General features: G+C 37.4%; 11 protein-coding genes. All 11 read left to right on the top strand.

The window, feature by feature from the left end; genetic code table 11:
* Window positions 1-8: 8 nt before the first annotated feature.
* The 11 genes from HMPREF9075_RS01810 to HMPREF9075_RS01760 all read left to right on the top strand — a co-directional run bounded on the left by HMPREF9075_RS01810 (window position 9) and on the right by HMPREF9075_RS01760 (window position 16,843).
* On the top strand, window positions 9-476 hold the full coding sequence (locus HMPREF9075_RS01810) for a hypothetical protein (RefSeq protein WP_009751285.1): 468 nt from the start codon (window positions 9-11) through the stop codon (window positions 474-476).
* Window positions 463-1,725: a conjugative transposon protein TraM gene (gene traM, locus HMPREF9075_RS01805; RefSeq protein ID WP_009751284.1), complete on the top strand. Its 1,263-nt coding sequence runs from the start codon at window positions 463-465 to the stop codon at window positions 1,723-1,725. Before HMPREF9075_RS01810 ends, traM begins: the two co-directional genes overlap by 14 nt.
* Window positions 1,715-2,617 carry a DUF4138 domain-containing protein gene (locus HMPREF9075_RS01800; protein WP_009751283.1) on the top strand — a complete coding sequence of 301 codons (903 nt, stop codon included), beginning with the start codon at window positions 1,715-1,717 and terminating at the stop codon, window positions 2,615-2,617. The genes traM and HMPREF9075_RS01800 overlap by 11 nt, the downstream gene beginning before the upstream one ends.
* A gap of 27 nt (window positions 2,618-2,644) precedes the next feature.
* Window positions 2,645-4,645 (top strand): type IV secretion system DNA-binding domain-containing protein, encoded by a 2,001-nt coding sequence (locus tag HMPREF9075_RS01795; RefSeq protein ID WP_009751282.1) that lies wholly within the window; start codon window positions 2,645-2,647, stop codon window positions 4,643-4,645.
* The gene (locus HMPREF9075_RS14045) at window positions 4,645-5,454 is read left to right on the top strand and encodes a M23 family metallopeptidase (protein ID WP_009751281.1); all 810 of its coding nucleotides are present in this window, start codon (window positions 4,645-4,647) and stop codon (window positions 5,452-5,454) included. Before HMPREF9075_RS01795 ends, HMPREF9075_RS14045 begins: the two co-directional genes overlap by 1 nt.
* Before the next feature lie 163 nt (window positions 5,455-5,617).
* Window positions 5,618-7,768 carry a type IA DNA topoisomerase gene (locus HMPREF9075_RS01785; protein WP_009751280.1) on the top strand — a complete coding sequence of 717 codons (2,151 nt, stop codon included), beginning with the start codon at window positions 5,618-5,620 and terminating at the stop codon, window positions 7,766-7,768.
* A 1-nt stretch (window position 7,769) separates the two neighbouring features.
* A complete protein-coding gene (locus HMPREF9075_RS01780) occupies window positions 7,770-8,081 on the top strand; it encodes a hypothetical protein (protein ID WP_062079391.1) in 312 nt (103 codons plus the stop codon).
* Entirely contained in the window at window positions 8,078-8,779 is a 702-nt protein-coding gene (locus HMPREF9075_RS01775; RefSeq protein ID WP_009751278.1) for a hypothetical protein, read from the top strand. The genes HMPREF9075_RS01780 and HMPREF9075_RS01775 overlap by 4 nt, the downstream gene beginning before the upstream one ends.
* A gap of 41 nt (window positions 8,780-8,820) precedes the next feature.
* A complete protein-coding gene (locus HMPREF9075_RS01770) occupies window positions 8,821-10,140 on the top strand; it encodes a hypothetical protein (RefSeq protein WP_009751277.1) in 1,320 nt (439 codons plus the stop codon).
* Window positions 10,141-10,157: 17 nt separating this feature from the next.
* A complete protein-coding gene (locus tag HMPREF9075_RS01765; protein WP_009751276.1) occupies window positions 10,158-10,835 on the top strand; it encodes a hypothetical protein in 678 nt (225 codons plus the stop codon).
* Window positions 10,836-10,846: 11 nt separating this feature from the next.
* Window positions 10,847-16,843 carry an SNF2-related protein gene (locus HMPREF9075_RS01760; RefSeq protein WP_009751275.1) on the top strand — a complete coding sequence of 1,999 codons (5,997 nt, stop codon included), beginning with the start codon at window positions 10,847-10,849 and terminating at the stop codon, window positions 16,841-16,843.
* The last annotated feature ends 28 nt before the right edge of the window (window positions 16,844-16,871 follow it).

Genomic DNA, 16,871 nt, shown 5'->3' with positions numbered 1-16,871 from the left:
TATTAAATATGGAAACAACAAAAAATACAACAGAAGAAACAGTTGTAACAGAAGAAATAGTACAGAATACAGAAGTAGTTGTCCCCCCCGATAACCCCAAAAAAGCTCTCAAAGAGAAACTAAAACAGAGCTTTAAAAACTCTGCTGCAGGCAAGTGGATGTATGCTAACCCTAAGAAGTTCTATTTTTATGCAGCTGCATTTATTCTCCTATCGCTTATTATCAACTCTTTTTTAGCTTATTACAATTATGATAGTAAGTCTAAATCGAATACAAACATACCTGTAATGTATCAAAATAGTGAGCAATACATAAACCAAGACCAAAATAGACGTGAACAATTAGACAATATCCGAAAGGAAATAGAGACTTTTCGGCAAAAGCGAAACGCAGGCATAGCTTTCACACAAGCCGATAGCCTACGCATTGAATACTTGTATAACCAATATCAAACACTCGAAAATGCAAAAAAATAAAGTCAATTTTAAGCAGCCTAAGTACATTATACCTCTTATTGCACTACCCTTTGTACTCTTTATGGGATACCAAATAGTGAGTATTTTTGATGATGATGGAAAACAAACACAAGAACAAAAAGATCTCAATACTTCTATGGGTAATATCGAGTCTGATGTACTTTCTAAAAATGATGCCTATGACCAGCTGTTTGAAAGCACCTCCGATAACCGCTCTATGATTCAAAGTTTCGATAAAGAGAACGACAGCCTCTTTAATTATACCGATAACCTTGATGATAAACAAAAACGTTATCTAGACTCATTGGAGTATGCCCAACACCAAAACCTTGGTAAAAATAATGATAGAAATATCTATGAACAAAAAAACTATTACAATCCCAATGAAGCTAAACAACAGCAACAAAGGCAACAGCAATTATTGCAACAAGAGCAAGACGATGATAGAGACTATCAGCGCTCTAAAGAAATAATGCGTATGCTCAATGAAACACAACAACCACAGCAAGACACTGCTCCCAAACAAAAAGAAGACGATAAAGAGAATTACGATCCAGTAAAAACCTTGCGTCAGCAAATGTTTTTCTTAGACTCACTCGAAAAAGCCAAAGACCCCGAAGCGCAGCGTCAAATGGCAGCCTCCGAACGTATAAGAGCTAACAAAGAAAAACGAGAAAAGTTCCTAAATCGCAGCCTACAAGTTACAAAAGCTAATAACCTTGGTAACTTCAATCACATAGCTAAAGAGCAAGAAAACAACACTATTAAAGCCGTGATTGATGAGAATATAAAAGGATTCTTAGGCAGCCGCATACGTATACGCTTGTTAGATAATATCTATGTAGGTAAAGGAAAAAATAAAAAGTTAGTACCAAAAGGCACCTTCCTATATGCTGAAATAGCAGGCTTTTCGCAGCAGCGCGTCTATTTAGGTATTGTCTCTGTTTTAACTAAAAACGAAATACTACCTATCAACCTATCTATATTCGATACCGATGGAGGTAAAGGTCTCTATGTACCCTCAAGTACCTTCCGTGAAATGACACGCGAATTAGGAGCAAACTCAGTACAAGGCGTAAATGTAGAATCAGGACAAGGCTTCTTTACAAGTTTAGCCTCCAACCTATTCCGCTCCACATCCGAAGCCGTAGCCGCTATTATTCGAAAGAATAAAGTCAAACTAAAATACAACTCATATATCTTTTTAATAAACGAAGAAGAACTAAAAAACAATAACGATGAACAATAAAACCATATCCCAACTAACAGCCGCTTTGCTCACTTGTCTTTCTTTTCTGCAATTACAAGCGCAAACACTTATTCATAAAACCGAAGTAGATGACCTACCCATCATATTTATGGGTAAAGAAGTCAATATACATATTGTGTCACCCGAACCCATCCAGTTTGTCGACCTATCTACCAACGACCTCGTAGGCGACTTGCCTGCCGAAAACATAGCAAGAATAAAAATACAACAAGAAAACCCCGATGAAGAAACTACCGAAACCGACCAAACCAATGCAACCCAAAAAAAAGAGTTGCGTTCAGGAAACGATGTCGGTATTATTACAGTAGTAGGGCAATCATTCATAGCACAGTACCGCGTTATCTATCAAGAGGAGCAGCACACGTGGCTTATATCACACTTACACATAAAACCCGATGATATGCAACCCTTAGAATACCCCAAATATAAGTATTCTAATTACGAACTAAAACGCTTCGCCCTAGATATTCAAGCAAAGAAAATTAAAAAACCAATACGAAAAAAAGAAGATTTAAAGCTCAAAATGCAACTTAATAATGTATATGTAATGGATGATTATATCTTCTTAGATATTAGTATTGAAAACCTTACTAACTTATCTTGCAATATAGATACCATTAAATTTAGTATTGAAGACAAGAAAATATACAAAGCTACCAATAATCAAAGTATACTACTTACACCTCTTTTTGCCCTCAATTCCGAGCAACATAAAATACGAAAAAGCTATCGCAACATCTTTGTATTTGAAAGATTCTCATTCCCCAATAGCAAAGTACTAATGATACGCCTCATCGAAGAACAAATATCAGGACGCGTAATTGATATGAAAGTCAATTACTCCGATGTACTCGAAGCCGATACTTTCTAAATTTACTAATATACTAATTTGTCTATTATGAGTATGCAAGAACAACAAAACCAGATTAAGATATACGACTTCTTCCAAAAAATGGTCTACGGAGTCGTTACCTTGGACTGTCTTACGCTTTTCTTTGTCAATGCCAAAGTACCTGTAATATCCAATATACTGCAAAGTTTCTCAAAAATGGGAGTGTTTTATCCCCCTATCAATGCCAAGCTTACTACCTTAGTACTTATTGCCTTGGTAGCCATAGGTACAAAAGCAAAGAAAAAACGAGACCTCAATCCCACCAAAGAAATATTTGTACCCATAGCTATAGGGCTAATAATGATTATTATTTCATTAGTCTTAGCCACAGGAGCTGCCGATACTTCTTTACCTACACCTATACCCTATTTCAATACCTATCAAATAGGCTATATGATACTTTCCTATGCAGGAGCAATGATTACCCAAAAAGGAGCCGACAGCATATCAAAACTAATGCAAACCAAAATGGATAAAGACCGCTGGAATACCGAAGAAGAAAGTTTTGACCAAAACCGCGAATTGATAGAAACCCCAACCTCTGTCAATATACCTTATAAGTTCCGTTACAAGAAACAAACTCATAATGGCTGGATAAATATAGATCCCTTTCGTGGCTCTATGGTCATTGGAGTCCCTGGTTCAGGTAAGTCATTTGGCGTTATCAACCCCGCCATTCGACAGTTAGTAGGCAAAGGATTTTGCTTGTGTATATACGACTTCAAGTTTCCCGATTTAGCACAAATAGCTTATTACCACTATCTACTGAAGAAGAAAAACGATCCCAACTATCATCACAAATTCCACGTAGTAAACCTCGACCAAGTAGAACACTCACGCCGCGTCAATCCATTCAAAAAAGAATACATAAACACCTTAGCACAAGCACAAGAAATGGCAGAGTCTATGGTAACAGCCCTACAAAAAGGAGCAGGCTCCGGAGGAAGTGGCTCTGAAGCATTCTTTACCCAATCAGGGGTAAACTTCCTTGCCTCTACTATCTATTATTTTGCTACTTATGAGAATGGTAAGTACTCCGACCTGCCTCATATACTCGCCTTTATGAACCGTAGCTACCAAGAGATATTCGATACCCTCTTTACCAATGAAGAGCTTACATCGCTAATGTCCCCCTTTAAGTCCGCTTACGAAAATAAAGCATTCGACCAGCTCGAAGGACAAGTAGGTACTGTTAAAATATTCCTATCACGATTAGCCACCAAAGAGAGCTTTTGGGTATTTAGTGGTGACGAAGTGCAACTTAAAATATCCGACCGTACCGACCCCTCAATACTCATTTTAGCCTCCAATCCACGCACTCAGGATATTAACTCCGCTTTATATTCAGCCGTGCTTAATAGGGTAATAAGCCAAATCAATGAGAAAGGCAACCATTATAGCGGACTTATAGCCGATGAGTTCCCCACTATCTACATTCATAAAGTAGATAACCTAGTAGCTACAGCCCGAAGCAACAAAGTAGCCGTAATGCTCGGTCTGCAAGAGCAACCACAGCTCCGTCAGTTCTATAAGAAAGAAGTAGCCGATACCATTTCAGCAATTATGGGGAATATCCTATCAGGAGCCGTGCGCGATAAAGGCACCCTCGATTGGCTCGAAAAGATGTTCGGTAAAATCAAACAAAAAAGTTACTCAGAGTCTATCTCCAATCAAGGCAGTAATATGACCATAAGCGAAAAAATGGATGTAATGATACCAGCAGGTAAAATAGCAGGCTTACGCACAGGTGAAATGGCTGGTATGGTAGTACAAGGCAACGACAATGCAACCGAAGAATTTAAAACATCAGCCATTTTCGGCAAAATAAACCTCGATATGAAAGCTATTAAAGAAGAAGAAGATAACTACGTGAAAATGCCTCTGTATTACTCATTCAAAGACAGTGCAGGCAACGACCGCAAAAACGAAATACTAATGGCAAACTTCCGCCGTATCAATAAGGAAGTAGAAATGATGATTAACGAAATAAAAGAAGCTGTAGCCTAATGCAACCTAAAAATACATATACCCTCCCGCTCCTCCTATTACTTTTTCTTTCTGCAATAAGAACTGTACACGCGCAGTTTAATACACTTACCCAAAAGGTAACCCCCGAAAAAGAGTACCAAAAATTCAGAGTAGTAGAAAATGCACCTATGGTTATCAATGCAGAAAAAAAAAGCAGTGGCGTGTGGTGGCGCAAGCTCTTTCGCAATGAAAAAGCAGCGCTTCGCCGTGAGGTAGACTCCCTAAAAAGCCTTCTTACAAAACAACAAATGCCCACCTCCACCCCCAATACCCTGAAGCAGCTGCAAGACTCTATTATACTTTCCTTAGCTAAAAAAGCTGTATTAGAAAATTATAATACGAAAGTCAAAACCGAAGAACCAAAAAATAAAACTCAAAATCCAAAATTTACAATGCCTATAAAGGGTCATTTACAAGTTACATCACACTTTGGCGAACGTTTCCACCCAATTCTAAAGCAAGAGCGTATGCATAATGGCATAGACTTCAGAGCCTATTACCAACCTGTGTATGCAGTTTTAGACGGAGTGATTAGCGGGGTAGGTTGGGATACCAAAGGAGGAGGTATATATATCAAAGTTAAACATCAAAACTTTGAAACCACCTACTGCCACCTCTCCGAAGTGTATTATAGGCAAGGCGAAGCAGTCAAAGCAGGTTATGCTATCGGAAAAAGTGGGAATACAGGGCTATCCACTGCCCCACACTTACACTTCTCTGTGAAACAGTATAACCAATACATCAACCCAGTAGCTTTCCTAAACGACCTAACAATCTTAAGTAGATAACTATTGAATTAACAAATTAGCAACGTTTTTACGAAATCATTGAATATTCTTTAGTAATAGCTTAGTCGGATAATACTCGGACACTAGTCGGAGCTATGTCGGAGCTATACAACAAAAAATCAATTATCATATTAGCAATAAAAGCTAAAAAATATTACGAATAATGCAAAAGACCCTAATTTTAGCCGAAAAACCCTCCCAGCTACGTGAATACGTGAAAGCATTGGGAGGGTTCACCCAAAAGGGTGATTATTACGAAAGCGACCGCTATATCGCCTCATCAGCACTTGGTCATCTTATAGAGCTAGCAGAAGATACCGCTTACCGCCCCGAAGGCAAGTGGGATAAATCTTATCTACCCCTTGTGCCACCGCTTAATAGCTATATATACGAGCCTAAACGCAACGATAGTGGCAGACAAGCCCATCTAAAGAAGTTAGCCACTCTCTTTAAAAATCCTGAAATAGGGATGATTTATGTAGCAACTGACTCCGATCGAGAGGGTGAACTTATATTCCGTTACATCTATAACTACTTTGGGTGCAAGTTGCCCTATAAGAGGATATGGCTTTCCGCCTTGGTTGATGGTGAGATACGACAAGCCTTTGCTGCCCCCAAATATACAAAAGGCGACCCTTTCTTAGAAAATCTTTCCGAAAGTGCCTATGCCCGCGCCATTACCGACTGGCTTATAGGGGCTAATGCTACCCAAGCAGCTACACTACAGCTTGGAGGAGGTAAACTCCTATCTATAGGACGCGTGCAAACGGCTATTTTGAAGATTGTAGCCGACCGCTACCTGAAGAACAAAAGTCACCAAAAAAGCTATACCTACAAGCTCCTCACTCACCATAGCTATAACGGAGTGTCCTATACTGCCGAGAGCCCTATTTACAAAAGCAAAGCACAAGCCGAGCAACTGCTTAGTAACCTTGCCCCTGCGCATAACTTTGTATCTTTCCAGAGGAAGACAGAACGCAAGACCCCACCGCTATTGCACACTCTCGACAGCCTTACTATCGTAGCTAATAAACTCTATAAGTACACTGCTGCCGAAGTATTAGCTTCTGCTCAGCGGCTGTATGAAGGAAAACTAACCTCCTACCCACGTACCGAAGACGCTTATATCACCGAAGAAGGCTATAACAAGCTAAAAGGCTTCCTGCCTAATTTGGTCAATCAGTGCCTTAATATTACCGATTTTGTCTTTCCTGCAAGCCTGCCTGCTTCTGTCAATGGAGCTAAAATAACAGGCTCTCACGATGCCTTGGTACCTACAGGGCAGACTAATGGTATAGAAAATCTTAGTCAGCAAGACCAACGCATATATGCCCTAATCCTGTATCGTTGCTTAGAGAGCTTTTCAGAAGCAGCTGTATATGAAAAAGGAGTGTATGAGTTCGAAAATCAAGGTACCCCTTTCAAAACATATACAAGCAACCTGGTACAAGAAGGATGGAAGAAATACAGTCCTAAAGTAAAGGTAGCAACAGCATACGAAGACGATGAAGACGATAGTGAAGAGGATACTAACTTTATACTGCAACTACCTCACAAGCAAGGTGATAAGGTAACTATTGAAAAGAAAAACTTAAAGGAAATAGAAAGCAAACCACCAGCCATATATACCCCTGCCTCCCTTACTGCCGACTTGTGCAACCTTAGCAAGTTCCTACAAGAACAATCTCCTGAAGTATATGCTGAGCTGCAAAGTGAGTTCGACTTGAAAGGTTTAACAGTAGGAACAGATGGTACACGACCTAATATTATTGAACAGCTTGTAACAATTCGTAAGTACATCGCTTTCGAGAAGAATAAATATATTCCTACCGAACTCGGTTTGCAGTTTTACAACGCTATCAAAGATTTAGAAGTGGTGAATGTAGCCCAAACCGCACGCCTTGAATATCAGCTAAAGCAAGTTGCAGACGGAAAGGTATCTATAGCCGAGTATTACAATCGTCTTAGCGACTATGTTAAGAGCACAGTAGCGCAAATTTTCTCTCTGCAGTCAGCTATTACTGCCAGCACCCACAAGGGCTTAGGTACTTGTCCCCTATGTAAGAAAGGACAAATCGTAGAGTATCCTAAAAGTTATGGTTGTACCGAATTTAAGAACGGCTGCAAGTACACTATTTGGAAAGAGGTAGCCCATAAGAAGCTCACCCCAAAAAATGTAGAAGACTTATTGCAGAAAGGAAAAACCTCACTCATCAAAGGCTTTAAGAGTAAAACAGGCAGCGACTTTGAAGCATACCTGGTACTCGATAAAGAGCTAAAAATTGGTTTTGAATTTAACAACAAAAAGAAATAATATGAAAAAGAGTATACAAATACAACATACTATCTTATTGATAGTTATAATATCAACGTTTATAATCGTTATAGGAGCTTCATACGTTACAAATAAACAAATGATAACAGAACTATGCAACATTGATGATTCACCACTTATTACACCCCTCCAAACAGGTGGCGAGCTAATAAAGCTACTTAAAATTAACACAATATTTAACTTAGTAGTAGGTTTTATATTAGGAATTACAATCACACAAACAGCTATTTATTTAAAAGAAGTAGCTAAAAACAATAATAACCATAAAAATAAAGCAAAAACAATCGTATGAATGAAAATTTACCCACATCCGAACTAAAAGAGTACGGTATTATGAGTGATGATAATACTTTCTCTAAGAAATTGTCAGAAAAGGATATAGAAAACTTCCTTAAAGGACACGCTATGATTGCCGATAATGGCAAAGACCGACTTATTTTCCTCCTAACGGACAATAATACACGCCTGAATGTCAATGTCTATCAACGTGACCGTACTATAGACGAGTTGGTAAAGCAAAGTCAAAAAGAAATTGTATATAGCAATCTTACTGAACTTACTAATAGCAAGGCGTTAGATATAGAAAAAAAAGCCTTTATCTACGACCAAAAAACAAAACAAGTTACAGAACTCGACCTGCTCAAAGATACCGAAAAAATAGCGGCTATAGTTGCAGAAAAAAAAGATATACAAGAGAGCAACCGCTTCAAAAATGAGCTGCTAAAACTCAAAGGTTATCTACAAGACAAGATTGACAAGTTCCCTGAAATTGGCAAAGAGATTACTAATAATCTAAACATCGTTTCAAAAACCATTAACACCATAGACGATGCTACCCCCAACGAAAGCCAATCGCAAAAACAACAGCAATCCAAGCTCCGCTTAGATGTTAATGATGATGACCTCTACCAAGATGCCAACCGTCATAGAGAGGAGCAAGCCCAAGAGCAAGAACAAGAACAACAACGCCATCGAGGCTTCCGTAGGTAAGAGGATAACCGAAAGATTAATAACTTTTAAAACATACAACAATGAGTACAACAGAACAAGAAGTAGCTACTGAAGCTATAATCGAACAGAAATTAAAGGAAATGCCTAAAGAACAGTATCCTTTAGCAAAAGCCTATGCCCTTTCTGAAGGACAAGAATTTGATAATTATAATGCCGATTGGGGAAATAGCGAGTATGACAAGATAAAGGCATACAAGGATTTAAAACAGAACTTCTCAGAAGAGGTTATTAAAGCCGTTGAAAAAATGGTAGATGACAATACTTACACACAAAGTAAGGATGAAAATAAAGTGTATGTAACGAATATTGCAGCTATTATTGACAAGATTGAACAGCAACGAAGTCAAAACAATGATGTAAAAGTAGGTCAAAAATTTCAATTTAAAGAGGATAATTCAGTATTAGAAATTGTTCGAATAGATAAAAATGCCCACCGAGATGGAAGTGATGAACTAACAATGAAACCTGTAGGAGTGAATGTAGGTAACCAAGAGTTCAACTGGAGTAAGTTAGCTTTAGATAGTGCTATCAAAGAGGGTAGAGTAACCAATGTTACTGATGTACAACAACTTTCTGAAAAGCAAATTACACAGCTAAACTACCTCAAAAACCAAGTGAAATATCTCGGTTTAGGCGAAGACCCCAAGTTGCATAAAGACTTAGAAAACGCTGTACTATCACCAGAAAACAAAACTAGTGTACGTGTTGAGTACAACCACCCCGACAAGCTGATGAAAGGCAATACCGCTACCTTCGACCTAAATATTGCTAAAACCGAACAAGGAGGTGTATTCCTAAACTCTTATCGAGCTAACCTCACCACCAAAAATGGTGAAGAACGTTCTCAGGCTTTCAAAGTGCAGAAAGAAAATAATATTACTGCCAAAGAGGCTATCAATCTGCTCGAAGGTCGCTCAGTAAAGATTGAACACGATATGGTCAATAAGGAAACAGGAGAACTATCACGTACCGAAAGTTTTATCAAGCTCAATATGAAAGAGCCTAAAACTGAGTATGGTAACTACAAATACGAATGGTATAACAAAGGCTATGGTGTAGATGTAGACAATATTATGCAAAAGTCTAACTTGGTATTTGCCGATGATATTCAGCGAGAGCGTACAAAGAAACACTTAGAAAAAGGCAATATCACACAAGCTACCTTTATGCACGAAAACCGCCAAGTGCAAGGATTTGCTATACTAAATCCTCAATGGAAAAGTCTTAACCTTTACGACAGTTCAATGAATAGACTCACCACGCAAAATCAGTTAGTAAAACCAGAAGTGAGAGAGGATATTCAGAAAAACAATGTACCCCAACAGAGTATTTCACGATAATACCCATTTCTAACACTATGAAAAAAGCCATTTTTCTCTTTTCTGCACTCGTTTTCTTTTCTTGTGGTAAAAAAGAAAAGGTAAAAGTAAAAGCCGAAAAAGGAGGTATTGATATAGTCTCTAATGTCTATTTCAATGCCTCTAAAGGCTTGAATGATATGAAAACAGTAGTAGTATCTAAATTGAACTACAAGGGTGATACTATTGTAGAGCTTGTTCCTAATATAGATGTTTCAGATTTTATCGACCATATCTATATCATTAAAGACAGTCTTGCCTTTAGCATTAACGAAGAAAATACACAACAAATTATGTTTTCCAATTTACCTAATATGCCCTCTATACCCGTCAATAAAAAAGAACAAGGAGCTATATTTAGGCTAAATTATATACCTCATTTTAATGAACGATACGATATCAACGATACTATCTTATTTAAAAAAGAATACAAAAGGTTTAGTGTAACTGATAATGAAAATCTTACAATGTATTACGTACACCCTACTGATACCATACTACCTTATGCCATATACCCCTATGCTGGTGATGTATATGGAGGAAGAGTTGAAAGAGTAGATATGTACAATCGTAAGAAAGATATATTTATATCCGTACAATTACTTATGCGTAATACGTGGGATAAAGAAGCCCAAGACATCTTTGATTTTAATAATTTCCTTGAAAAACGAAAATAAACCTTACCATTATGGCAAAACAACAATTATTATCCCCACAAGATATTGAAAATATAGTTAATAATACCTCCATAGTAGAGTACTTTCACTACCTTGCTCAAAAAGGACACTTAAAATTTGACCGACAGCGAGGGCACGATTACTATTTTCTTAGCAACAACGAAAAATATTCAGTAAGCGATACCCCTAGAAAAGGTTATTACGACTTTAAAGCGGGGGAAGGCGGACAAATTATTAAAGCAGTAATGAAATTTGAGAACAAGTCTTGGAAAGAAGCAGTAGATTTTCTTAAAGATTTTTCTAACACCTATATTCCTGAAAAACAAAACACTCAAAATAAAATATCTACACCTGTACAAGAAGCCGATTTCACTCCTAAAAACGTTCTTGTTCGTACATCTGTACCCAATAATGACAAACTATTAGCTTATTTTGCTGGTCGTGGTATCTCAAAAGAGATACTACAACAATATGCCCAACAAGTGCAGTATCATAATAAAACATCAGGTAAAGATTATTTTGGTATAGGTATACCTAATCAATCAGGAGGCTATGATGTCAAAAGTCTTCTAAACAAGCCCTATGATAAAGCTAAGGTTGGAGCAAGTGATATATCTATTATTCCTGGTACTCGCAACGAAGCCGTAGTCTTTGAAGGAATGACTGATATGTTTTCTTATTTACAAATGGCTAAAGATAATGGGAAACCTAATGATCGTACATTAGTCGTACTAAACTCTGTAACCAATACAGGCACTTTCATTCAGCAATTTCAGAACTACGCAGGTAAAATACATCTTTTTTTAGATGGTGATAAAGCAGGCAATGACGCAACCCAATCTATACTTAACAATCTGAAAAACAGTATAGACCAACGAGGGGCTTATGGTATAGGTAAAGGAGAAGTAAATGACCTTAATGACTTTTTATTAAAAGTGTTCAAACCCTTGCAAAATCAAAATAAAAGTCGTACATTTGCCAATGAAAATAACATACAAATTAACTCACAAAATGGAAGCTTTACAACTGAATCCAATAGAGTATCCTCACCTAAGTCAGTGGGAGAACAAACACCTGGACCAAACCTTAGAGAAACTATCACACCAAGCCAACCCCAGCAAGACGGAAATAACACAAGCCGACAAGCTATGGGCAGCAACAATGTTGGAAATGGACTTAGCAGCACAGAGCGGAGCGATTTGGGAGGACGAGGAGGAAACTCCGAAATGGGCAGCGATAATGGAACACAACAGGAAGTACTATCAGCAGTTGGAAGTACAAGGAAAGACCCTAATGCCAGCCGAACCCGAAGTACCGGAGGAAGTACTTCAGGAAGCCCTCAGACAACAAGAGAAGGGAAGGAAAATGAAAGAGATATTCAATCTTCACAAGCAGAAGGACGAAGCGAAACTCAGCAGAATACTTCTCAAGGAGACAGACCCCGAAGTGAAAGAGATAGTAAGACAGCTATTACTGGATTTGAACGATTTACCCTTATAAACAAAGTCGCTTCCCTCTCCAAAATAGCAAAAGGCAACAAAGTCAGCAATGAACAAATAAAAGATTTGGTAAATTTGCTGACTTTTGTCGATAAAGACAATACTATAAAGATCAAAGAGGGTGTAACCATTACTGACAATATCAAAGATATAGTCAATCATTACAAAAGTGGTGGTATTACCAAAGATAATCGAGGGGTATTAGACGAGTATTACACTGATGAAAAGCTGGTAAATGCCGTTCGCAATCTTATCAAAGATAATTTTAAAGGCAAAACTGCTATCAATATATTAGAACCCAGCGTAGGTATGGGCAATTTCCTACACGCTACCACCGATTTAGGGGTAAAAACGAATGTAACCGCCTTTGAAATCAATGATACTACTGCTAAAATAACTAAACTTCTACATCCTGATACGCAAGTAAACCTACGTTCGTTTGAAACGGAATTTGTTACTGATAATGGTACCAAAAAAGATTTTACCCCCCAATATGATTTGGTAGTGGGTAACCCTCCTTATGGTAGCCACAGAGGGCTTTATTTAGGTTTAGGTGAAGAAACAAAACTAACTCGCTACGAAGATTATTTTGTAAAACGTTCCCTCGATGTAATGAATGAAGGAGGTACCTTGGCAATGGTACTCCCTTCTAGTTGGCTTAATAGAGCCGACAAGCTTTCAGGTGCAGAGCTAACAGATGCCTACCGATTGCCAAATGGAGCTTTTAAAGCTACTGATATAGGCACTGATATTATTATCCTTAAAAAGAATAGCCAACGGCAATCACACGATATAACAACCTATTTCCAACAGAACCCCGAAAAGGTATTGGGTGAGACAGTGTTGAAAAAAAATAGATTTGGGCGTGAAGAAGACTATATCAAAGGAAATCTGGACGAAGCTCTTACTCGCTTGCAAGAATTTACTTCACAGAAAACACAGCAAGTTCCACAGAAAGCACAACAAGTTTCACAAGGTGTACAACTTGATATGTTTGCAGCGTTTGATAATGCCCCCACGCTTCCAGCGACTAAAGTTTCTATTGCAGAAAAAAAAGAAAAAGTTCCTAATGATGAATACAATACTTTGCTTACAGAAGCTCAAGAAAAAGTAAAACAGACAATTATTGTTTTTCAAAATATTAAATTCAAATCATTAGCTATTCTTACTGAATGGGATAATTATGCTGCTTTATTGAAGAAACTTGAAAGAAAAGGTGCAAAATTTACTAAGGAAGAGCTTACTGATATAACCAAGAAAGCTAATAATATAATAAAGTCATACAGCCCTAAACCTGAGAAAGAAGAAAAATCACAAGATGTTACAATCCCTACTAAAAGTGCCAGGCACAAACAATCTGAAGAAAATACAGGTGAATACAAGGTACAATCAACTCCTGATATTAGTAAAAAAGTACTTAAATACCAATTTGTTAAGAATGATACAGTGGTTGATACGGCTTTGCAAAACAGCCTTAACATTACTCCAAAGCAAGTAAAAGCCTTTGCTGATACTAATTATGATGGTGAGTTAAATAATTACCAAAAGCACCAGCAATATGCAAATTATTATAAGGGTAAATATATACACGACTTTTACTATGCAGAGGGGGATATATACGAAAAATTAGAACGTTTGACTATTGATTTTGCAGGCAGATTAGACGATGAGGAAGTGAAATCACAGTATAACAAGCAAAAGGCTTTACTTGAAAGCGTTTTGCCACCTAAGAAGCAGTTAGAAGATATTGTTATATCACCTAACCACGAATTTGTGCATAATTTTGATTTGGGTAAAGTTGAAAAAGAAGTTTATAACCAATATATGAGGCGTTATGATATGGTTAAAGTAAATTATAATTTAGCCGAAAGTTTTAAAGACTTTGTTTCAAAGTTACCTTCACAAGCTCTTGAACCTTCTTCTTCTTGGGAAGTGAAAGAATTTGTAGACAATCAAACTGTAACAGGGAGTGATAAAGAGCGTAATGCCTTGATACGTGAACGCCGTAAAGAGGTAGCCAATAACCTCTTTCAGAAGTTCCTTCGTGAGGAGCTCCCAAATGATATTAAAGAACGTTTTGTAAATGAGTTCAACCGTAAGTATAATAACCTCCACATTCCTGACTACTCACAGTTTCCTTTATTTTCTAAGATAAACCAAAACTTTAAAGGCAAGCCTTTAGAATTGACAGAAGTACAGCGTGCAGGTATTGGACGATTGACAACAAAAGGGGTAGGGTTATTAGCTCACGAAGTTGGATTTGGTAAAACCCTATCAGGAATACTTGCTATGCACGAAGCTATGGAGCGGGGCAATGCCAAACGCCCCCTTATAGTTGTACCTAATGACAGCATTTTAAAGCAATGGGTAGAGACTATCTATGAGGCTATTCCTAATGCTAAAGTGAATGTATTAGGTAACCTTGGTAAAGATTACGACCTATCTCACTTTGATAATAAAGACGGTGAAATAACCTTAGTTACTTACGAAGGTTTTCAGAACATTGGTTTTAGAGATGAAATTACGCAAAAATTAGCTGAGAAATTTTCTTATATAAACAAAAAAGATGTGGATAGCTTAGAAAATCCTATTACAGGAGGTGTTTCTGATGAAACAATGCGTGAAATAGAAATAGCCATTGCAAAAGAAAAGAAAATACAAGGAATAATGAAAAGAGGGAAGGTCTATGACTGGGAAGATTTTGGGTTTGACCACCTCACTTTTGACGAAGCACATAATGCCAACCATATTGTAGACAAAGTACGTATCGAAGACAGGCGTTTTAACTCTGATTTTCGAAGCCAAAACCAACGCCCCTCAAAATTAGGACTCAATACGTGGGTAGCCTCGCAATATATACAAGATAAGTACGATGGGCGCAATGTTACTTTACTTTCTGCAACCCCTTTCACTAATAAACCATTGGAGTATTATTCTGTGTTATCTCTAATTGCTAATCAGCGATTAGAAAAATCAGGCTATTTCAATGTAAACAATTTCTTTGAAACCTTTATGGAGGCTGACAACGATATGGAGATTGACGCTAAAGGTGATATCAAGTTTAAAACTAATGTACGTAGATTTAAGAATAACGCCCTATTTCAGCAGCTCCTATCCGAGTTTATCGACATCAAAGGCGAAGAGGATAATCCTAAGTTAGTACGCCCTAATCGTATCAATAAAGAATATAAGATAGAGCAGAATAAATTAACTGAAAGTATGTATAACACTCTTAACCTACTTTTAGATGATACTAAAGATGGTGCTATCTTAACTCATATTCTTAATGCCCGCAAAATTGCTATTTCACCCTATCTGTATGAAGAATATGAAGGAGAAAAACCTTCTACTAAAGAATTTGTAGAAAACTCACCTAAAATTAAACTCACTATGGACTTAATACGGCAGAATAAAGCTGATAAACCCGAAGCAGGACAAATTATTTATTCAGAATTGGGTGTTTCAGAGTTTCCAAGACTCAAAGAATACTTAATAAATGAAGTAGGCTATAAAGCTGATGAAATAGGTATTATTACGGGGGGTATAAGCAAAAATCAACGTTTGGATATACAAGAGAAGTTTAATGCAGGAAAAGTGAAGGTAATCATTGGTTCAGAGGCTATACAAGAGGGTATGAATTTGCAAGAAAAAACCTCTGATATGTATCTTTTAACTGTTCCTTATAACTTCACCTCATTACGGCAAATAGAAGGACGTTATTGGCGACAAGGTAATCAATGGGAAAATGTACGTGTGAACTATATGCTTACTAATGATAGCATAGATGTATTTATGCTACAAAAGCTGCAAGCTAAACAGTCACGCTATATGGAGGCAATGAAAAAAGGGGCTAATATTATTGATGTATCAGATATAGATACACAAGAGCTTAAAACAGCTATTATTACCGACCCTGAAACACGTGCTAATATTGAAATAGAGTTATTGAAGAAACGCTATGAAAATGAGAAAACCAAACACGCTGCCGATTTAGGTTTTATCTCTCGTAAGTTTGAAGATTATACCAAAGTATATGCTGAATATTTAAAAGAGAAAAAAGACTATGAAAATATGCAAAAATGGGCTGAAAAAGATGATTATTGGAAAAAAAATCTACCCTTTAGAGCGCAGCAAGTAGAAAAGGCTCAAAAATCAGTTGAGCAGGTAATTGAAAAATTGGCAAAGAAAGGTGTTAATATAGCCGATTTTCAGCACCAACAAGAGACTGCAGAAAGAAAAATAGCTGCTTTAGATAAGGCTATCGAAGAGGAGCTGCCTATTATCCGAGAAAGGCTCATAACTCAGTACAAACAAGAGAAGCAGGAACGGCTAAACGCTCCGCAGATAGACTATGTACAAGAGCGTGCTGCAGAGAATAAAACGTTTTTCAAAATACGCCCTCCAAAAAACGAAGTGTCAAAAGAGGCAGCAAAAACAATTGAAAATACTGCAGAAAAGGAAATGCCCCAAGAGCAGGAAAAGCACGTTTATAAAGCATTTAAACGCTAAAAAAATACCCCTAATAGGCTTGTGCTTA

The organism is Capnocytophaga sp. oral taxon 332 str. F0381 (assembly GCF_000318275.2).
Classification (GTDB): domain Bacteria; phylum Bacteroidota; class Bacteroidia; order Flavobacteriales; family Flavobacteriaceae; genus Capnocytophaga; species Capnocytophaga bilenii.
Note: the sequence above shows the minus strand (reverse complement) of the source record. Positions and strands in the feature narration are given on the sequence as shown.